Consider the following 16,931-nt stretch of genomic DNA (forward strand, 5'->3'; position numbering starts at 1 on the left):
GCCCCCCACTCGTTCCCGTACCGGTGTCACGCCGGGAAGCGCCTGCCGACCAGCCGCCAGGTGTACTCCAGGACGACCGCGGCCACCGCCGAGATCCCCACCGCGGCCCACGGCATCGTCGTCCCCACCAGCTTCAGCGCGAAGAACTCCTGCAACCACGGCACCGCCAGCACGATCAGGAACGCCAGCCCCATCGCCGCCACCAGGCAGATCCGCCACCAGGTGTACGGACGGGCGATGATCGCCAGGACCCACATCGAGACCAGGAACAGCGCGAGCGTGGCCGCGCTGGTCTCCGCCTCCAGGGCGCCCGGACCGGTGTAGTGGTGCCGGGCGATCAGGTACGTCACGAAGGTGGCGGCCGCCGCGATGACGCCCGAGGGGATCGCGTACCGCATGACCCGGCGCACGAAGTGCGGATGCGCCCGTTCCTTGTTCGGGGCGAGGGCCAGGAAGAACGCGGGGACGCCGATCGTCAGCGTCGACAGCAGGGTCAGGTGGCGCGGCAGGAACGGGTAGTCGACCTGCGTGCACACCACCAGGATCGCCAGCAGCACCGAGTAGACGGTCTTGGTCAGGAACAGGGTGGCGACCCGGGTGATGTTGCCGATCACCCGGCGGCCCTCGGCGACGACGGACGGCAGCGTCGCGAAGCTGTTGTTCAGCAGCACGATCTGGGCGACGGCCCGGGTCGCCTCGGAGCCCGAACCCATGGAGACACCGATGTCGGCGTCCTTCAGCGCCAGGACGTCGTTGACGCCGTCGCCGGTCATGGCGACGGTGTGGCCGCGGGACTGGAGGGCGGCGACCATGTCCCGCTTCTGCTGCGGGGTGACCCGGCCGAAGACCGCGTTCTCCTCCATGGCCGTGGCCATCTCGTCGGGGTCGGTGGGCAGCCGGCGTGCGTCCAGGGTGTGCTCGGCGCCCGGCAGGCCCAGCTTCCCGGCGACCGCGCCGACCGAGACCGCGTTGTCGCCCGAGATGACCTTCGTGGCGACCCGCTGCTCCGCGAAGTAGGCCAGGGTCTCCTCGGCGTCGGGCCGCAGCCGCTGCTCCAGGACGACCAGCGCGCTCGGCACGGCCCCGTCGGTGGCGTCGCTCCCCTCGACCCCGTCCCGCGCGCGGGACAGCAGCAGCACCCGCAGGCCCTGCTCGTTGAGCTGCTCGATCTCGGCGAGCGCCGGGTGCCGCTCGGGCAGCAGCACGTCGGGGGCGCCGAGCAGCCAGGACGACTCCCGGCCGCCGCCCTCGTCGAACGCGGCGCCGCTGTACTTGCGGGCCGAGGAGAACGGCAGCGTCTGCGTGCACCGCCACCGCTCGCCGTCCGGGTAGGCGTCGGCGATGGCCTGCAGGCTGGCGTTGGGCCGGGGGTCGGACGCGCCGAGGGCGCCCAGGACGCGTTCCAGGTAGGCCCGGTCCGTGTCGCCGAGGGTGCGGACCTCGCTGACGTCCATGCCGCCCTCGGTGAGGGTGCCGGTCTTGTCCAGGCAGACGACGTCGACCCGGGCCAGCCCCTCGATGGCGGGCAGCTCCTGCACCAGGCACTGCTTGCGGCCGAGCCGTACGACCCCGATCGCGAAGGCGACCGAGGTGAGCAGCACGAGCCCTTCCGGGATCATCGGCACGATGCCGCCGACGGTCCGGGCGATCGACCCCTTGAAGTCGTTGTCCTTGACGACGAGCTGGCTGATCACCAGACCGATCGCGGTCGGCACCATCATCCAGGTGACGTACTTCAGGATCGTGGAGATGCCGCTGCGCAGCTCGGACTGGACGAGGGTGAAGCGGGACGCCTCCTCGGCGAGCTGCGCGGCGTAGGCCTCGCGGCCGACCTTGGTGGCGGTGAAGGCGCCGCCGCCCGCGACGACGAAGCTGCCGGACATCACCGGGTCGCCGGGGCGCTTCAGCACCGGGTCGGCCTCGCCGGTCAGCAGCGACTCGTCGACCTCCAGGCCGTCGGCCTCGGCGACCGTGCCGTCCACCACGACCTTGTCGCCGGGGCCCAGCTCCACGAGGTCGCCGAGGACGATCTCGGAGGTGGAGATCTCGGCGGCGACCCCGTCGCGCCGCACCGTGGGTTTGGCCTCGCCGATGACCGCGAGGCTGTCCAGGGTCTTCTTGGCCCGCCACTCCTGGATGATGCCGATGCCGGTGTTGGCGACGATCACGAAGCCGAAGAGGCTGTCCTGGATCGGCGCGACGAACAGCATGATCGCCCAGAGCACGCCGATGATCAGGTTGAACCGGGTGAAGACGTTGGCCCGGACGATCTCGCGCAGTGAGCGGGACGAGCGGACCGGTACGTCGTTGACCTCGCCGCGGGCGATCCGCTCGGCGACCTCGGCGGCCGTCAGACCGCGGGTGTCCACGGCCGGGCCGGGAAGGTCCACCGGGTGGACCGGGTCGAGCTCGGCCCCGGCGTCGATCATCGCCGGACTGGTGGAACCGGCGGGGCCGGGGGGTCCGACGGAGCCGGCCGAGCCGGTCGTCTCGGAAGGCTGCTCGCCGAAGGAGTGGGGTGACCGGTGCGTCATGGTTCCGACGGTACGGGTGGATGGTCCGGTTCACCCACCGGGTGGTACGAAGATCAGACCGGGGGAGGAGACGAATGGTCCCGTGGGTGGATGAGGACCCCGACGGCGGATGCGGGGCGGGCGTGCGCGGGGCCGGGACGACCGGGTGCGCGCGGCCCGGGGAGGCGGGTGCGCGCGGCCCCGGGCGGCGGGTGTGCGTGGGTGCGCGCGGGTTGTGCGCCGGCGGTCAGGAAGTGGCGCTCTCGGCGGTGTCGCCCCGCCCGGCGGCGGCTGCCGCGGCGGCGGCCCGCTTGATCGCGGCGTCGCGCCCCCGCACGTACCAGATGCCGATCAGTCCGAGCCCCGCGCCGGCCAGGCAGGTCCACAGCCACCACAGGTGGCCGTGGTCGTCGAACCAGCCGTAGAACGGGAGCTGTACCAGGAAGAGGACGAACCAGAGGATCGTGCCGCCGGTGATGGTGGCGACGACGGGCCCCTCCAGGGGCTCGGGTGCCTCGTGCTTCGGTGTCCACTTCGCCATGGGCTCAGTGTATGGGGCCACCCGGAACCCCTCCCCGGGTCCTCCCGGGACTCCCGCCCGGGAGGGCTCGGACTGATCGGCATCTGGTACGTGCGGGGGCGCGACGCCGCGATCAAGCGGGCCGCCGCCGCGGCAGCCGCCGCCGGGCGGGGCGACACCGCCGAGAGCGCCACTTCCTGACCGCCGGCGCACAACCCGCGCGCACCCACGCACACCCGCCGCCCGGGGCCGCGCGCACCCGCCTCCCCGGGCCGCGCGCACCCGGCGGCCCAAGGGTCTACGCGCGGAGATAGCGATCTTTGCCTTATGTATTCATACTGAATCTGCTTAAGACTGTCTCGATTTATTCGTGTGAAAGTCCAAAGCTGACCATATTCAACCCCCCTCTCTGTACGTCTGAGGTCATACATGTCCCCCTCGGCCACCGCTCCGGTCGACTCCAAGCAACCGTCGGCCCAGCAGCCGAACGGCGCGCTGGATCGTTTCTTCAAGATCTCCGAGCGGGGGTCGTCGGTCGCGCGCGAGATCCGCGGCGGATTCGCCACGTTCTTCGCGATGGCCTACATCATCGTGCTGAACCCGATCATCCTCGGCAGCGCGAAGGACATGTACGGCCACCAGCTCGACGGCGGCCAGCTGGTCACCGCCACCGTGCTGACCGCCGCGTTCTCCACGCTCCTGATGGGCGTCATCGGCAACGTGCCGATCGCGCTGGCCGCGGGCCTCGGGGTCAACACCGTCGTGGCGCTCCAGCTCGCCCCCCGGATGAGCTGGCCGGACGCGATGGGCATGGTCGTCCTCGCGGGCTTCGTGGTGATGCTGCTGGTCGCGACCGGTCTGCGGGAACGCGTCATGCACGCCGTGCCGACCTCGCTCCGCAAGGGCATCGCGATCGGCATCGGCCTGTTCATCCTGCTGATCGGCCTGGTCGACTCGGGCTTCGTCTCCCGCATGCCGGACGCCGCGCACACCACCGTGCCGCTCCAGCTCGGCGGCGACGGCCACCTCAACGGCTGGCCGGTCCTCGTCTTCGTCCTCGGCACGCTGCTCACCCTCGCGCTGCTCGTCCGCAAGGTTCCGGGCGCGATCCTGATCTCCATCGTCGCGATGACGGTCGTCGCGCTGATCATCAACGCCATCGCCGACCTGCCGGCCGGGGCGTGGGGCCTGACCGTCCCGGAGTGGCCGGGCAACCCGGTCGCCACGCCGGACTTCGGACTGGTCGGTCAGGTCAGTCTGTTCGGCGGGTTCGGCAAGGTCGGGTTCCTCACCGGCGTCCTGTTCGTCTTCACCGTGCTGCTGTCCTGCTTCTTCGACGCGATGGGCACCATCCTCGGCGTCGGCGACGAGGCGAAGCTGACCGACCCGGAGGGCAACTTCCCCGGCATCAACAAGGTGCTGTTCGTGGACGGCATCGCGGTCGCCGCGGGCGGTGCGAGCTCCTCCTCCGCCACGACCTGCTTCGTGGAGTCCACGGCGGGGGTCGGCGAGGGGGCCCGGACCGGCCTCGCGAGCATCGTGACGGGCGGGCTGTTCACGGGCGCGCTGTTCCTGACGCCCCTGGCGACCATGGTCCCGTCGCAGGCGGCCACCCCCGCGCTGCTGGCGGTGGGCTTCCTGATCATCTCGGGCTCGGTGCGGGACATCGACTGGAGCGACTACACGCTGGCCATCCCGGCCTTCCTCGCCATGCTGATGATGCCGTTCACGTACTCGATCACCAACGGCATCGGCATCGGCTTCATCGCCTTCTGCGTGCTGCGGGTGGCGGCCGGGCGCTGGCGCGAGGTGCCGGTGCCCATGTACGTGGTGTCGGCGGTCTTCGTCTTCTACTACGCGATGCCGGCCCTCGGCCTCACGTGACCTCCCCGGTCCTGATCCCCGGGGCCTCCTCCGCCCCGTAGAACTTCTCCGTCTCGTCGACGGCCGCCTTGAAGCGCTCGTCGAAGTCATCGCGAATGAGCGTCCGGACGACATAGTCCTGGACGCTCATTCCGCGTTTCGCGGCGTGCTGCCGGAGCCGGTCGAGCAGCTCACCGTCTATCCGCAAGCTGAGCACAGTCGATCCCATGGCAAGCAGGGTTACGGCCCCGGGCGTCGTTTCATGTCACTTTCCGGATTCGACTCACTCGTTCGGGTGAGCAATTGGGCGAAGTGCCGCTCGCGCGTGTAACACGAATGGTCTTTAGGTTGGGTAATGAGTTACGCTAATAAACATGCCTGACCTGATCCACGACGGCGACAGTGCCGCCGCCGTGAGCTCCCTCCGCTCCGCCGTGATGCTGCTCAGTCGGCGCCTCAAGCACCAGCGCGTCGACGAGTCGCTGAGCCCCACCGAGATGTCGGTGCTCGGCACACTCGCGCGATGCGGCTCCGCCACACCCGGCGAGCTGGCCCGCAAGGAGCATGTGCAGCCTCCGTCGATGACCCGAATTGTCGCGCTGCTGGAAGCGAAGGGGCTGGTCAGACTGGAACCGCACCCCGATGACCGTCGCCAGAAGGTGGTCAGCCAGACCGAGCAGGCGGAAGCCATGCTCGAGGAGAGCCGCTCCAAGCGGAACGCCTGGCTGACCGCCCTCGCCGAGGGCCTGGACGAGGACGAGTGGGAGACGCTGCGCAAGGCGGCGCCCGTGCTGGAGAAGCTCGCCCACCTGTAGCGGGGCGGACCGCGCCGGCCCCGGCCGGCGCGCCGCCCGCACCGCCGCACCTCGTCAGTCAGCGAAACGTATACGCCCGAGGAGGCGAACCCCTTTGAGTACGGGATCCGGAGCAGACTCCGCCCCCGCACCGACTTCCACCCACGAGAGCAAGCCCGGCGGGACCTTCTCGTCGCTGAAGATACGCAACTACCGCCTGTTCGCCACGGGCGCCGTGATCTCCAACACCGGTACCTGGATGTCCCGCATCACGCAGGACTGGCTCGTCCTGAGCCTCACCGGGTCCGCCGCCGCCGTCGGCATCACCACGGCCCTCCAGTTCCTCCCGATGCTCCTCTTCGGTCTGTACGGCGGTGTCATCGCGGACCGCTTCCCGAAGCGGAAGCTCCTTCTGTTCAGCCAGGCGGCGCTCGGCCTGTGCGGGATCGCCCTGGCGGTCCTCACGCTCTCCGGCGTCGTCCAGGTGTGGCACGTCTACCTCATCGCGTTCCTGCTCGGCATGGTGACGGTGGTCGACAACCCGGCCCGCCAGTCCTTCGTGTCCGAGATGGTCGGCCCCGCGCAGCTGCGGAACGCGGTCAGCCTCAACTCGGCCAACTTCCAGTCCGCCCGGCTCATCGGCCCCGCCGTCGCGGGCGTCCTGATCACCACGGTCGGCAGCGGCTGGGCCTTCATGTTCAACGGCCTGTCGTTCCTCGCCCCGCTCGTCGGCCTGCTGATGATGCGCACGAACGAGCTGCACCACGTCGCCGTCGTGCCGCGCGCCAAGGGCCAGCTGCGCGAGGGGCTGCGGTACGTCTCCGGGCGCCCCGAGCTGATCTGGCCGATCGTCCTGGTCGGCTTCGTCGGCACGTTCGGCTTCAACTTCCCGATCTGGCTCACGGCCTTCGCGGACGAGGTCTTCCACGGCGGCGCCGGGATGTACTCGTTCTTCAACATCCTCATGGCGGCCGGTTCCCTCGCCGGTGCCCTGCTCGCCGCCCGCCGCCGCTCCTCGCGGCTGCGGATGCTGGTGGCCGCGGGCACGGCGTTCGGCCTGCTGGAGATCATCGCGTCCCTGTCGCCGTCCGTCTGGCTCTTCGCGATCCTGCTGGTCCCGATCGGCATGATCGGCCTGACGACCAACATCAGCGCGAACACGAGCGTCCAGATGGCCGCCGACCCGGCCATGCGCGGCCGGGTCATGAGCCTGTACATGATGGTCTTCGCCGGCGGCACGCCGGTGGGCGCCCCGATCGTCGGCTGGATCAGCGACGCCTACGGGGTCCGTACGGGCATGGCCGTCGGCGGTGCGTTCTCCCTGGTGGCCGCGATCGGCGTCGGCATCGTGCTGGCCCGCGTCGGCGGCCTCCGCCTCCGCGTCGACCTGCGGCCGGGCCGCCCGCACGTCCGGTTCGTCCCCCGGGAGGAGCTGGCGACGGCGGCCTGAGCGGAACGCGGCCCGCGCGGCGCGCCACTCATGAAGCGCGGCCCGAGCGGCGCGCTGCTCATGGAGTACGACCCGAGCGGCGCCGCTCGCGGGTACGGCCCGCGCGAGGCGCGCGTCCAGCTCGGGCAGCAGTTCCTCGTCGACGGGCCCGAAGAAGGCGAGCGTGAAGGGGCCGGGGCCGGGGCCGGAATTCGGGCGGAACCGGAGCCGCGATCAGGGCCGGAACCGGGGCCGGGGCCGCGGCCGCGGCCCTTTGGGCGTGTGTTCGTTTCTCGGCTGGATGAGTGAGCGTTTCTGCGTGTCCGTCACGGAACCCCGCCCGGAGCGGTGACGCTGGGCGTCCCCCCACTCGTCGTACCGGTTGCGAGGTCACTCGTGGTTCAGCACCATCCACCATTCCCGAGAATGCTGCGTGCCCTGTGCGCGGTCCTGCCTCTCGCGGGGCTGCTCCTCCCGCTCACCGCGACCGCCGCGGTGCCCGCCCCGCGCGGGGCGGGCACCCAGCGGCCGATCGGACCCGACCCGGCGGTGAACCTGCTGGCGCACGGCGATCTGACGATGGCCTCCAACTCGGTGCTGACCTGCGACGACAGCGACGGATCGCCCTGCAACGACACCGAGGGCAGCAACAACAACCGCACCAAGTACGTGAAGGTCGACCCGGACGCGCCCGGCAACAACGCGTCCTCCGCGCAGCTGGAGATCCCGGCCGGCGCGACGGTGCTCTCGGCGCGCCTGTACTGGCAGTTCAACCCGACCAACACCAGCGTCTCGGGCGGCACCTCGGGTGACATCAACAGGGGCGACCAGGTCTCCTGGAAGGTTCCCGGCAGCTCCTCGTACGAGCAGCTGAACGCCGACACCTACGACTGGTTCAACCAGGAGGTCGGCGGCACCCCGCCCGAGCCGCTGCTGGCCGGGGCGGGCGTCAAGGACGTCACCGCCGAGGTGCGGGCCGCGGGCCCGGGCAGCTACACCGTCGCCGACATCCAGGCCTGCGCCGGCCGCTCCTCGGCGCAGAACTACGGCGGCAACAACGTCGGCTGCTGGGGCGGCTGGTCGCTGGTCGTGGCGTACGAGGACCAGAACGAGCCGTTGCGCTACCTCAACGTCTGGGACGGCTTCCAGCTGCTGCGTTCCCCCGACAACCTGGCCACCCTCACGCTCGGCGGCATCCGCACCCCCGCCACCACCGCCCCGAACGCCACCATGGGCGTGACGGTCGGCGACGGCGACGCACCGATCGCCGGCGACCAGCTCTCGGTCGGCCCGGACACCGACGGCCTCACCCTGCTGCCGCTGCCCGGCCCGGCCGGCGTCACCACCGACAACGCCTTCTCCGGCCGGATCGACCGGGTCGCCGCCGACGGCTCCGGCACCAACATCACCACCCGGGACCCGGCCCCCGTCAACAACTACGGCTACGACGCCCGGATGATCGACGTCACCGGCAAGCTCCCGGCCGGCAGCACCCAGGCCGTTCTGCGGATCAACGGCTCCGGCGACGCCCTGCACCCGCAGGCGGTCTGGCTGTCCGTCGACGCCTTCGAACCCGACCTCCGGATCACCAAGGCCAACGACCCGGCCGGCGAAACCGACGGCAACCCGCCCGGCAACGTCGGACCCGGCGACACCATCACGTACTCCTTCGACGTCGCCAACCGGCACGCCGACGGCAGTACCGACAACCTCGACACCGCCACCGACGTCACCGTCACCGACCAGCTGCCCGCCGGCACCACCTACAAGGAGGGCTCCAACCCGGACTGCACCGCGAGCGGGCAGACAGTCACCTGCCGGGTCGACGACCTCGCCCCCGGCGCCACCGCGAACGTCTCCTTCGAGGTGACGGTCGACCAGGACGTCGCCGGCGGCAGCACGCTGGACGACACCGCGACGCTCGACTTCAAGGGCAGCCAGACCCGGCGCGAGCAGACCCGGACCAGCAACACGGTCCGCAACACGGTCGTCGACCTGCCCGCCTACCGGATCGAGAAGACCGCCACCCCGACCGACGCGGCCCCCGGTGACACCGTCTCCTACCGGGTCACCGTCACCAACACCGGCAGGGTCCCCGCGACCGGCGTCACCCTCGACGACAGCCTCGCCGACGTGCTGGCCGACGCCACCTACAACGGGGACGTCGACGCCGACCTCGGCAACGCGACCGTCACCGGCACCAACCTGCACTGGACCGGTGACCTGCCGGTCGGCGCCACCGCGACCATCACGTACTCGGTGACCGTCGACTCCTCGCTCACCGAGGACGCCGAACTCACCAACACCGTCACCTCGTCGACCTACCGCAACAACTGCGCCGAGGGCAGCACCGACAGCGCCTGCGACGCGACGGTCACCGTCACCGCCCCGAGCCCGTCGCCCTCGCCGTCCACCAGCACGCCCGGCCCGCACCCGACGGACCACCCGCGTCCGACGGACCACCCGCGTCCGACCGGCCATCCGCACCCCACCGACCACCCGCGCCCGACGGGCCACCCGCACCCCACCGACCACCCGCGTCCGACCGGCCACCCGTCATCGAGCGGTCACCCGTGGCCCAAGCCCGACCCCGACCACGGCGGAGGCAACGGCCACGGCGGCGGCCACGGACATGGCAACGGCGGCGGTCACGGCGGCGGTCACGGCCACGGCGGTCAGCTCCCCGAGACCGGTGCCGGTGACGCCCTGCCCATGATCGGTCTGGCCGGGCTCGGCTGCGTGCTGGCCGGTCTGTCCGTCCTCGTGGCGAAGGCCCGCCGCAAGCACATGCGCTAGGACACGCGCCCGGCGGTACCGCCGTCGCCACCACGGACGACGCGAACGGGCCGTCGCCGTTCCGCTCCTCGAATCCTCGAAGGAGACCGGAACGGCGACGGCCCGTTCGTCCGTTCACCCGGCGGGGCCGGGTCTCACCAGGCGAAGGCCTCCGGGGCGGGCCCCGGCCCCGGGAAGATCTCGTCCAGCGACGCCAGCAGCTCCGGGGACAGGTCGAGCTCCAGTGCCCGCAGCGCCGAGTCCAGCTGCTCCTGGTTGCGCGGTCCGATGATCGGCCCCGTCACCCCCGGCTGCGCGAGGAGCCACGCCAGGCCGACCTCGCCGGGCTCCAGGCCGTGCTTGTCGAGCAGGTCCTCGTACGCCTGGATCTGCTTGCGCTGCTCCGGGTCGCGCAGGGCCTCCGCGCCGCGGCCGGAGGACGAGCGGCCGGTCGCGCCCTCGCGCTCCTTGCGGATCGCACCGCCCAGCAGGCCGCCGTGCAGCGGGGACCACGGGATGATGCCGAGCCCGTACTCCCGAGCCGCCGGGATGACCTCCATCTCCGCACGGCGCTCCATCAGGTTGTAGATGCACTGCTCGCTGACCAGCCCCAACGAGCCGCGCCGGGCGGCCAGCTCATTGGCCTGGGCGATCTTGTACCCGGCGAAGTTCGACGAACCCGCGTAGAGGATCTTGCCCTGCTGGACCAGGACGTCGATCGCCTGCCAGATCTCGTCGAAGGGCGTGTTCCGGTCGACGTGGTGGAACTGGTACAGGTCGATGCGGTCCGTCTGGAGCCGCTTCAGCGACGCCTCGACCGAGCGCCGGATGTTCACGGCGGAGAGCTTGTCGTGGTTGGGCCAGGCCACGCCGTCGGGGCCCATGTTCCCGTACATCTTGGTGGCCAGGACCACCTTGTCGCGGCGCTCGCCGCCCTTGGCGAACCAGGTGCCGATGATCTCCTCGGTACGGCCCTTGTTCTCGCCCCAGCCGTACACGTTCGCCGTGTCGAAGAAGTTCAGACCCGTGTCCAGCGCCGCGTCCATGATGGCGTGGCTGTCCACCTCGTTGGTGTGCGGACCGAAGTTCATCGTGCCGAGCACGAGTCGGCTGACCTTGAGTCCGGTGCGTCCGAGCTGTGTGTACTCCATGGTCGTCCAGCCAACGCCTTCGAGTCCGCTCGAAGCAAGGGCACCCGGCCGGTCACGACTGTCGCCGACCACGGCCGCCGTCGGTCACGGCTGCCGGAAGGCGACCTCCGGGTGGTCGGCCGAGGGCCCGTCCAGCAGCGGCTGCGGCGTGCCGCGCAGGTGGAGGCCGAAGAAGGCGGTCAGATAGTCGCGCGTGAGCTGCCAGGACCGCTGCCCGGTGAGCGGCGCGGCGGGGTCGACCAGGCCGAGCTGGTCGGCCAGCACGGGCAGGTCGGTGAAGGTGAAGTGCTCGGCCCCGGCGACCGTCAGCCAGCGCTTCCAGCCGTCCAGGCGCGCCCAGGCGGCCGACCAGTCGTTCTTCCCGCCGGGGCTGTGCGTGGTCTCGGTGCCCATCATCAGGAACGGGCGCCCGCCCAGTCCGTCCTCGGGCAGCGGCGCGAAGAAGCCGCCGTCCAGGTTCAGCCCGGCCCGCACCCGCTGGTCCCGCGCCATGAGCGCGGCGGCGCTCGCTCCCCCGACGGAGTGACCCGCCGCGCCGATCCGTCGCGGATCGACCATTCGGGCGTACGGGAGGGCCGGACGCCCCCGGACGGTCCGGGCCGTCGCCCCCGAAGCGGCCGTCAGCCGGTCGATCACGAACGAGAGGTCGTGCGCCCGTCCCACGGCCACCCGTGCGTAGTCCTCGGTCGAGTCGACCCGTTCGCACGCGGCGCAGGTGAGCACCCGGCCGCCGGGGAAGGCGGTGCCGACCGACTCGTACGCGTGGTCGACGGCGGCGACGACGTACCCGCGGCTCGCCAGGTCGTTCGCCAGGGACGTGAGGGTGCTGCGGGGCATCGAGAAGCCCGGTGAGAGCACCACCAGCGGGAAGCGGCCGGGGGCGGGGCGGGCGTCGACGCGTGCGTGGGTACGGGTGGCGGCGACGGTCCCGGCGGGTACGACGCCGTCGAGTCCCCTCGCCTCCAGCAGGAGCCGGGCCTCCTCCGTGGTCATGTACGCCGCGGAGCCGCCCCCTCCCGGACCGGCCGGGCGGTGCGCCGGGTAGTACACCGACACCATCAACTCCCGGTCCGCCGAGGGCACCCACGGGTCGCGGCGCCGGTGGTCGGTCAGGTGCAGGGTCTGGGTCCCGACCGCGTGCCGGCCCCCGGGGCGCGGCAGGGCCAGCTCCGTGGCGGCCGCGACATCGGAGGCGGTCGCGGTGACGGGGACGGAAGGGGCGGCCGTGGCCGCGCCCGTACCCAGGAGGGTGAGGGCCAGGGAGAACCCGAGCAGTGCGGAGGCGGCCGTGCCGCGGCGTCTGTTCATGCCCGAACGGTAGGTCCGGGCAGCCGCCCGGCACGTCGGCCCACGGTGGTGGAAAAAGCGGCGGAACGTACCACCGCAGGCGTACGCCGTACACCCCTGGTCCTACTCGCCCTCTCCCTCCAACTCCCTTTTCCCAACCCGGACATGACGGACCGATGACGTCACGACGCGCTCCGTGCCGCGAACCGGTCCAGGGCCGCCAGCACCGCCCGGCTCGTCGCCGCGCCGCCCAGGTGCCCGGCGCCGTCGATCACGGTCAGCTCGGCGTCCGGCCACGCCTTCGCCAGTTCCCACGCGGTGACGAGCGGCCCGCCCAGGTCGAACCGGCCGTGCACCAGCACGCCCGGGATCCCCGCCAGCCGCCCCGCGTCCCGGAGCAACTGCCCCTCCTCCAGCCAGGCACCCTGCGAGAAGTAGTGCGAGCAGATCCGCACCAGCGCCTGCTGCGCCCGGCCGGGCCGCCCGCTGTACGGGGGCGGCCCGCTGTACGCCTCCTGGGAGAGCACCGCGTCCTCCCACGCGCACCAGTCGGCCGTCGCCCGCTCCCGGACGGCTGCGTCGGGGCTCTCCATCCGCCGGGCGTACGCGGCCAGCACGTCCGGCGTCGCGTTCCCCCCGACCTCCGGAACCCCGGCCCGGAACAGGTCCCACGCCTCGGGGAAGATCCGGCCCGCGCCCCGGTACAGCCAGTCGATCTCGGAGCGGCGGGTGGTGGTGACGGCCGGGATCACGATCTCCGAGACCCGCTCCGGATGCTGCTCGGCGTACGCGAGGATCAGCGTCGAACCCCAGGAACCGCCGTACAGCAGCCACTTCTCGATCCCGAGCCGGATCCGCAGCCGTTCCATGTCGGCGATCAGCCGGTCGGTCGTGTTGAACCGCATGTCGGTGGCCGGGTCGCTCGCGTGCGGGGTGGAACGCCCGCAGCCCCGCTGGTCGAAAAGAACGACGCGGTACAGGTCCGGGTCGAAGTACTGCCGGGGCCGCTCGGTGCACCCCGACCCCGGCCCGCCGTGCACGACGACCGCGGGTTTGCCGTCCGGGTTGCCGCACACCTCCCAGTACACGAGGTTGCCCTCGCCCACATCGAGCATGCCGTGCTCGTACGGTTCGATCGGCGGGTACTTCTCGTCGGGCCTGCGGTCCACGGCGAACTCCCTCGGTTCTTCGGACTCTTCGACTTGCCGGTTCTTCGTCCCTCCGGCCCGTGGACGGCTTCCACGGGCAAAGGAGCCAGCCTACGGCCGGGGCGTAACCTGAGGGGCGTGACTTCCGCACCGCGCGTTCTGGCCGTACTCGACGATCTGCTCCGTGCCGCTACCCGTGAAGAGCGTGGCGCGTTGTGGCAACTGGCCGAGCAGGGCCGGGAGTTGGACGCCAACCTGGTGCGCCTTCCGCCGGGCGCCGAGGTGGGCGAGCACCAGGAGGACGTCCTGGACGTCCTCCTGGTCGTCGTCGAGGGCAGCGGCCGGATCACCGCGCCGGACGGCGTACTGGACCTGGCCCCGACCACGGCCGTCTGGCTGCCCCGCACCTCCCGCCGCGCCCTCGCCGCCGGCCCGGACGGTCTCGCCTACCTGACCGTCCACCGCCGCCGCCCCGGCCTGACCATCAAGTCCCCGACCGCTTCCCCGGCCACGTCCCGGGTCGAGAGGCCCGCCGTGTCCCCGGTCGCGCCGCCGACGCCGTACGACGGGGGCGGTGAGGCACCCTGCATGCTGGACCGCGTCTGCCCCGAATGCGGACGCCTCTCGCACGACCCGGAACCGGTGTTCTGCAGCCGGTGCGGGCAACGGTTCGCGTAGGTACGGCGTCGCCCCTCGCGGGGCGGGCGGGGCAGGAGAAGAACGGCCCCGTCCCATCGATCGAAGGAGAGCGAACCCGGTGATGACGGAGCCCGCCCCGGTGGACCTGGTCCGCCTGGAGGACGGCGAGGGCAACAGCTGTGTCGTGCGCGTCACCGGGCGTTCCCGCCCCGGGGTGCTGACCGGCCACGACGTCCTGCGTGCCGACGTGCTCGTGTCCGCGAGCTTCCTGGACGCCCGGCTGGACGTGTACCTCTTCCCGCAGGACCTCGACGCCTGGCAGGAGGGCCTGCCCGGCCTCGCCCCGGGGCGGCAGATCGGCCTCGGCGGGGACCGCGGCCTGAGCCTCGTCCTCCGCGCGCACGAGGGCGGCCTGCTGTCGGTCTCGATCGTGGACCCGGACCGCCTCACCACGCTCCTGGGGATCCGCCCGGAAGGAGACTGGCTCGCGGAACTCCGGGAAAGCGCGGACCGGGTCAGGCGGACCTGGCCCGTCGAAGTCGTCGAGACGGCCCCGATGACCTACGAGTGGAGCCCCGACCGCAAGCGCTGAGGCATTGTTCCTGCCCTGGTTGCGCAGGATGCGTTCGGAAGTTCAGAATCTCTTCGCTGAAACGATACTGTCATCGGGAAATTTGAAACCTGAGATGTGTGACAGCATTCGAGGATAGGAAGTGAATGCGGGAAGGCTGATGTCTTCCACTGATTCTCCGGCGAATGACATGTCCCAGCAGTCCGTTCCTGAGAATTCATGGATTCTTTTGTCGCCGGGATCGTGCAGATTTATTGCGAGGTATGACTGGTTCGTGCCGAACCATGTTGCAATGGGGTACAAGCCGGCTTGATCGACGAATAATTCTCTGTCGTCCTCCCCCATGACCCCAGTTTTGATCTGATACCACTGCGTCTCTTCCGAGTCCGACATGCTGCAGTCGTAATCCGGCCTGTCGAACCGAACGAGAACAGGGGGGTGGGTGAGAGTGTCGGGATGAATGAAGGCCAGCGTTTCCCGGGCGTCGCGAAACCAGTCGGGGAAACGTAGATTTTTTTCCCTTTCATGTCGGTTGATTTCTTCCGGTGTGTTCCTGAAGAAGGTGAAACCCGGATAGCTCGCGACAAACTTCTTGAGATGGTCTTTTTCTCTGTCGGGCAGGGATGACGCTGAGATCCAGTTCAGCGCTTCCTGATGATCCCCGATCCGGTCACGTCCTGTTCCTGAATGACGATCCATTTATGGTCCTCATTCGATCAGTGTGTCAAGTTTACTGATGATTTGTGTGTAGTTGCCTTGCTGTCGAGTCGCAGTTACCTGTTCCCCGTTCTTGTCCAAACATTCCGGGTGTACGGCATGTGGGTAAGAACGATTTCCATCCCATATCCATTTCTCTGCAACGGCCTTCAGGTTGGTTGCGACCCCAGATATTTCGTTGGCGTTGTTGAAGACGTTCCGTGCCGCATTGTGGAACTTTGGTTCGTACTTCGTCTTCTGGTCCCCCTTGCAGTAGACGGCACCTATGTGTCCGGTCGGCACTGAGAACTTTTTTCTCGTTCCGTCGACGTTGTCCTGGACAGTTTCCGGGGGAGCTTCATCCAAGTTGTGAAAAACGAGTAGGGAGGTGTCGCTGCGCAAGTCGTGGTGATCGTCTATCCATTTCTCGCCGGCGACGATGGTCTCTGCTTTCTGGGCGCGCTCGACCACGATCAGGATGTAGTCGCTCGGGATCCATTCGTGGTGACCTGGCGTTGCGTCCCGGAATCGTTTCTTGATGAAGCCCCGCGCCTGGCTGTACGGCTTCTTGTCCCACGCCTCCTTGAAGAAGTCCATGTCAACCTTCACTTCGGACCCTTCGTACTCCACGGTCTCGGAGCCGTTCGCCGCCAACTTCTTCAGGAACGGGATGATGTCGGCCGCCCCGGGGATTGCTTTTCTGAGAATCAGTTTGTAGTCCTTGCTGGTGAACCCCACCGTTGCCTGGCCGACCGGTGTGGGCGGGCTGGCTTTTGCGACGATGGAGAACTTCTCTGGATCTCCTCCCGATTTTTCCGTGTAGAGCTGTTTGAGTCCTTTGGGGCGTAGGTGATTGAGGGTGCCGACCACTATCGCGTCGAGTGCAGACTTGGTCGGTATCGGTTTGGCGATATGGGCGGCAAGTCGATCCTTTGCCTCTTTCTTTACGTCCAGACTCCTTTCGGTCTCCCCGCTTCCGTCTTCTTTTCTCTTCTCGCTGCTCCCATTTTTATCTTTCTTGTTGTCTCCCTTGTTGTCCTTGTCCTTGCCCTTGAGTTTGTTCCAGAGGGCTTTGCCTTTTTTGGTGATGAGGTCGACGATTTTGTCGATGGCGCGGTTGACGGGTTTGGCGACGGCGTGGAAGACGGATTTGACTTTGTTGGCGAGGTTGCCGATGCCGAGGAGGGAGGCGAGGAATCCGATGAGGAGGGGGACGCTGGTGGCGAGGGCGGTTTCGACCATTTTGGGGACGCCGGCCGATCCGCCGTTGGCGATGGCGATGACCGAATCCAGGACGGCGTTGACGAACTCCACGATCTGGGCGCCCTGGTTCACGATGAACGTGACGATGTCGATGATGCCCTTGACGGCGCGGATGAAGGCGGAGGCGGGGTTGAGGAGGGAGATGATCCAGGTGATGCCGGCGATGATGACGGTGGGGATGAGGTAGCTGGTGAGTTTTTCGAGGATGGTGGCCTTGAGGTCGCCGGCCTCGGTCTGGATTTCCTTGACGGCGCCCGCGGGGCCCTCGGTGGCGAGTTTCTT

The 16,931-nt window shown here is 69.6% G+C and carries 13 protein-coding genes and 2 pseudogenes; 7 read left to right on the forward strand and 8 right to left on the reverse strand.

What is annotated here, in order from left to right; translation table 11 throughout:
* Positions 1-26: 26 nt before the first annotated feature.
* Together EAO76_RS19915 and EAO76_RS19920 are read right to left on the reverse strand one after the other, a co-directional pair.
* Positions 27-2,429, reverse strand: coding sequence for a cation-translocating P-type ATPase (locus EAO76_RS19915; RefSeq protein ID WP_376042414.1), 2,403 nt, complete (start codon positions 2,427-2,429; stop codon positions 27-29).
* A gap of 331 nt (positions 2,430-2,760) precedes the next feature.
* Entirely contained in the window at positions 2,761-3,054 is a 294-nt protein-coding gene (locus EAO76_RS19920; RefSeq protein WP_148837238.1) for a DUF2530 domain-containing protein, read from the reverse strand.
* Between the two features lie 63 nt (positions 3,055-3,117).
* On the opposite strand from EAO76_RS19920, the pseudogene EAO76_RS46375 reads away from it, so the two are divergent.
* Positions 3,118-3,234 (forward strand): annotated as a pseudogene (locus EAO76_RS46375) (DUF2530 domain-containing protein); the annotation flags it as partial.
* 228 nt (positions 3,235-3,462) lie between these two features.
* On the forward strand, positions 3,463-4,917 hold the full coding sequence (locus EAO76_RS19930) for an NCS2 family permease (protein WP_148837239.1): 1,455 nt from the start codon (positions 3,463-3,465) through the stop codon (positions 4,915-4,917).
* On the opposite strand, the gene EAO76_RS19935 is transcribed toward EAO76_RS19930, so the two are convergent.
* Complete coding sequence (locus EAO76_RS19935; protein WP_148837240.1) at positions 4,910-5,125, reverse strand: ribbon-helix-helix protein, CopG family; 216 nt, start codon at positions 5,123-5,125, stop codon at positions 4,910-4,912. The two genes, EAO76_RS19930 and EAO76_RS19935, sit on opposite strands and share 8 nt — an antisense overlap.
* A 145-nt stretch (positions 5,126-5,270) precedes the next feature.
* Here EAO76_RS19935 and EAO76_RS19940 point away from each other — a divergent pair, with 145 nt between their 5' ends.
* The 3 genes from EAO76_RS19940 (at position 5,271) to EAO76_RS19950 (ending at position 9,915) form a co-directional block, all read left to right on the forward strand.
* Positions 5,271-5,711, forward strand: a complete 441-nt coding sequence (locus tag EAO76_RS19940) for a MarR family winged helix-turn-helix transcriptional regulator (RefSeq protein WP_072485764.1) — start codon at positions 5,271-5,273, stop codon at positions 5,709-5,711.
* Positions 5,712-5,805: 94 nt separating this feature from the next.
* Positions 5,806-7,140: an MFS transporter gene (locus EAO76_RS19945; RefSeq protein WP_148837241.1), complete on the forward strand. Its 1,335-nt coding sequence runs from the start codon at positions 5,806-5,808 to the stop codon at positions 7,138-7,140.
* Positions 7,141-7,545: 405 nt separating this feature from the next.
* Entirely contained in the window at positions 7,546-9,915 is a 2,370-nt protein-coding gene (locus EAO76_RS19950) for an LPXTG cell wall anchor domain-containing protein (RefSeq protein ID WP_148837242.1), read from the forward strand.
* Positions 9,916-10,049: 134 nt separating this feature from the next.
* On the opposite strand, the gene EAO76_RS19955 is transcribed toward EAO76_RS19950, so the two are convergent.
* From EAO76_RS19955 to pip, 3 genes are all read right to left on the reverse strand, one after another.
* Entirely contained in the window at positions 10,050-11,045 is a 996-nt protein-coding gene (locus EAO76_RS19955) for an aldo/keto reductase (protein WP_148837243.1), read from the reverse strand.
* An 84-nt stretch (positions 11,046-11,129) separates the two neighbouring features.
* The gene (locus EAO76_RS19960; RefSeq protein WP_148837244.1) at positions 11,130-12,353 is read right to left on the reverse strand and encodes an alpha/beta hydrolase; all 1,224 of its coding nucleotides are present in this window, start codon (positions 12,351-12,353) and stop codon (positions 11,130-11,132) included.
* Between the two features lie 161 nt (positions 12,354-12,514).
* On the reverse strand, positions 12,515-13,501 hold the full coding sequence (pip, locus tag EAO76_RS19965; RefSeq protein WP_148837245.1) for a prolyl aminopeptidase: 987 nt from the start codon (positions 13,499-13,501) through the stop codon (positions 12,515-12,517).
* A 117-nt stretch (positions 13,502-13,618) separates the two neighbouring features.
* On the opposite strand from pip, the gene EAO76_RS19970 reads away from it, so the two are divergent.
* Entirely contained in the window at positions 13,619-14,158 is a 540-nt protein-coding gene (locus EAO76_RS19970; protein WP_148837246.1) for a hypothetical protein, read from the forward strand.
* Positions 14,159-14,240: 82 nt separating this feature from the next.
* The gene (locus tag EAO76_RS19975) at positions 14,241-14,711 is read left to right on the forward strand and encodes a DUF5959 family protein (RefSeq protein ID WP_148837247.1); all 471 of its coding nucleotides are present in this window, start codon (positions 14,241-14,243) and stop codon (positions 14,709-14,711) included.
* Positions 14,712-14,753: 42 nt separating this feature from the next.
* Here EAO76_RS19975 and EAO76_RS19980 read toward each other — a convergent pair whose 3' ends face one another.
* Positions 14,754-15,389 (reverse strand): hypothetical protein, encoded by a 636-nt coding sequence (locus EAO76_RS19980; RefSeq protein WP_148837248.1) that lies wholly within the window; start codon positions 15,387-15,389, stop codon positions 14,754-14,756.
* A gap of 9 nt (positions 15,390-15,398) precedes the next feature.
* A pseudogene (locus EAO76_RS46380) lies at positions 15,399-16,931 on the reverse strand (hypothetical protein); the annotation flags it as partial.

The organism is Streptomyces sp. sk2.1 (assembly GCF_008120935.1).
GTDB lineage: Bacteria > Actinomycetota > Actinomycetes > Streptomycetales > Streptomycetaceae > Streptomyces.

Bases quoted from the DNA above. Each gene is read 5' to 3' on its own strand.
- EAO76_RS19915 (WP_376042414.1), bottom strand. From the start codon at position 2,429: ATGATCGACGCCGGGGCCGAGCTCGACCCGGTCCACCCGGTGGACCTT.
- EAO76_RS19920 (WP_148837238.1), bottom strand. From the start codon at position 3,054: ATGGCGAAGTGGACACCGAAGCACGAGGCACCCGAGCCCCTGGAGGGG.
- EAO76_RS19930 (WP_148837239.1), top strand. From the start codon at position 3,463: ATGTCCCCCTCGGCCACCGCTCCGGTCGACTCCAAGCAACCGTCGGCC.
- EAO76_RS19935 (WP_148837240.1), bottom strand. From the start codon at position 5,125: ATGGGATCGACTGTGCTCAGCTTGCGGATAGACGGTGAGCTGCTCGAC.
- EAO76_RS19940 (WP_072485764.1), top strand. From the start codon at position 5,271: ATGCCTGACCTGATCCACGACGGCGACAGTGCCGCCGCCGTGAGCTCC.
- EAO76_RS19950 (WP_148837242.1), top strand. From the start codon at position 7,546: ATGCTGCGTGCCCTGTGCGCGGTCCTGCCTCTCGCGGGGCTGCTCCTC.
- EAO76_RS19955 (WP_148837243.1), bottom strand. From the start codon at position 11,045: ATGGAGTACACACAGCTCGGACGCACCGGACTCAAGGTCAGCCGACTC.
- EAO76_RS19960 (WP_148837244.1), bottom strand. From the start codon at position 12,353: ATGAACAGACGCCGCGGCACGGCCGCCTCCGCACTGCTCGGGTTCTCC.
- EAO76_RS19975 (WP_148837247.1), top strand. From the start codon at position 14,241: ATGACGGAGCCCGCCCCGGTGGACCTGGTCCGCCTGGAGGACGGCGAG.
- EAO76_RS19980 (WP_148837248.1), bottom strand. From the start codon at position 15,389: ATGGATCGTCATTCAGGAACAGGACGTGACCGGATCGGGGATCATCAG.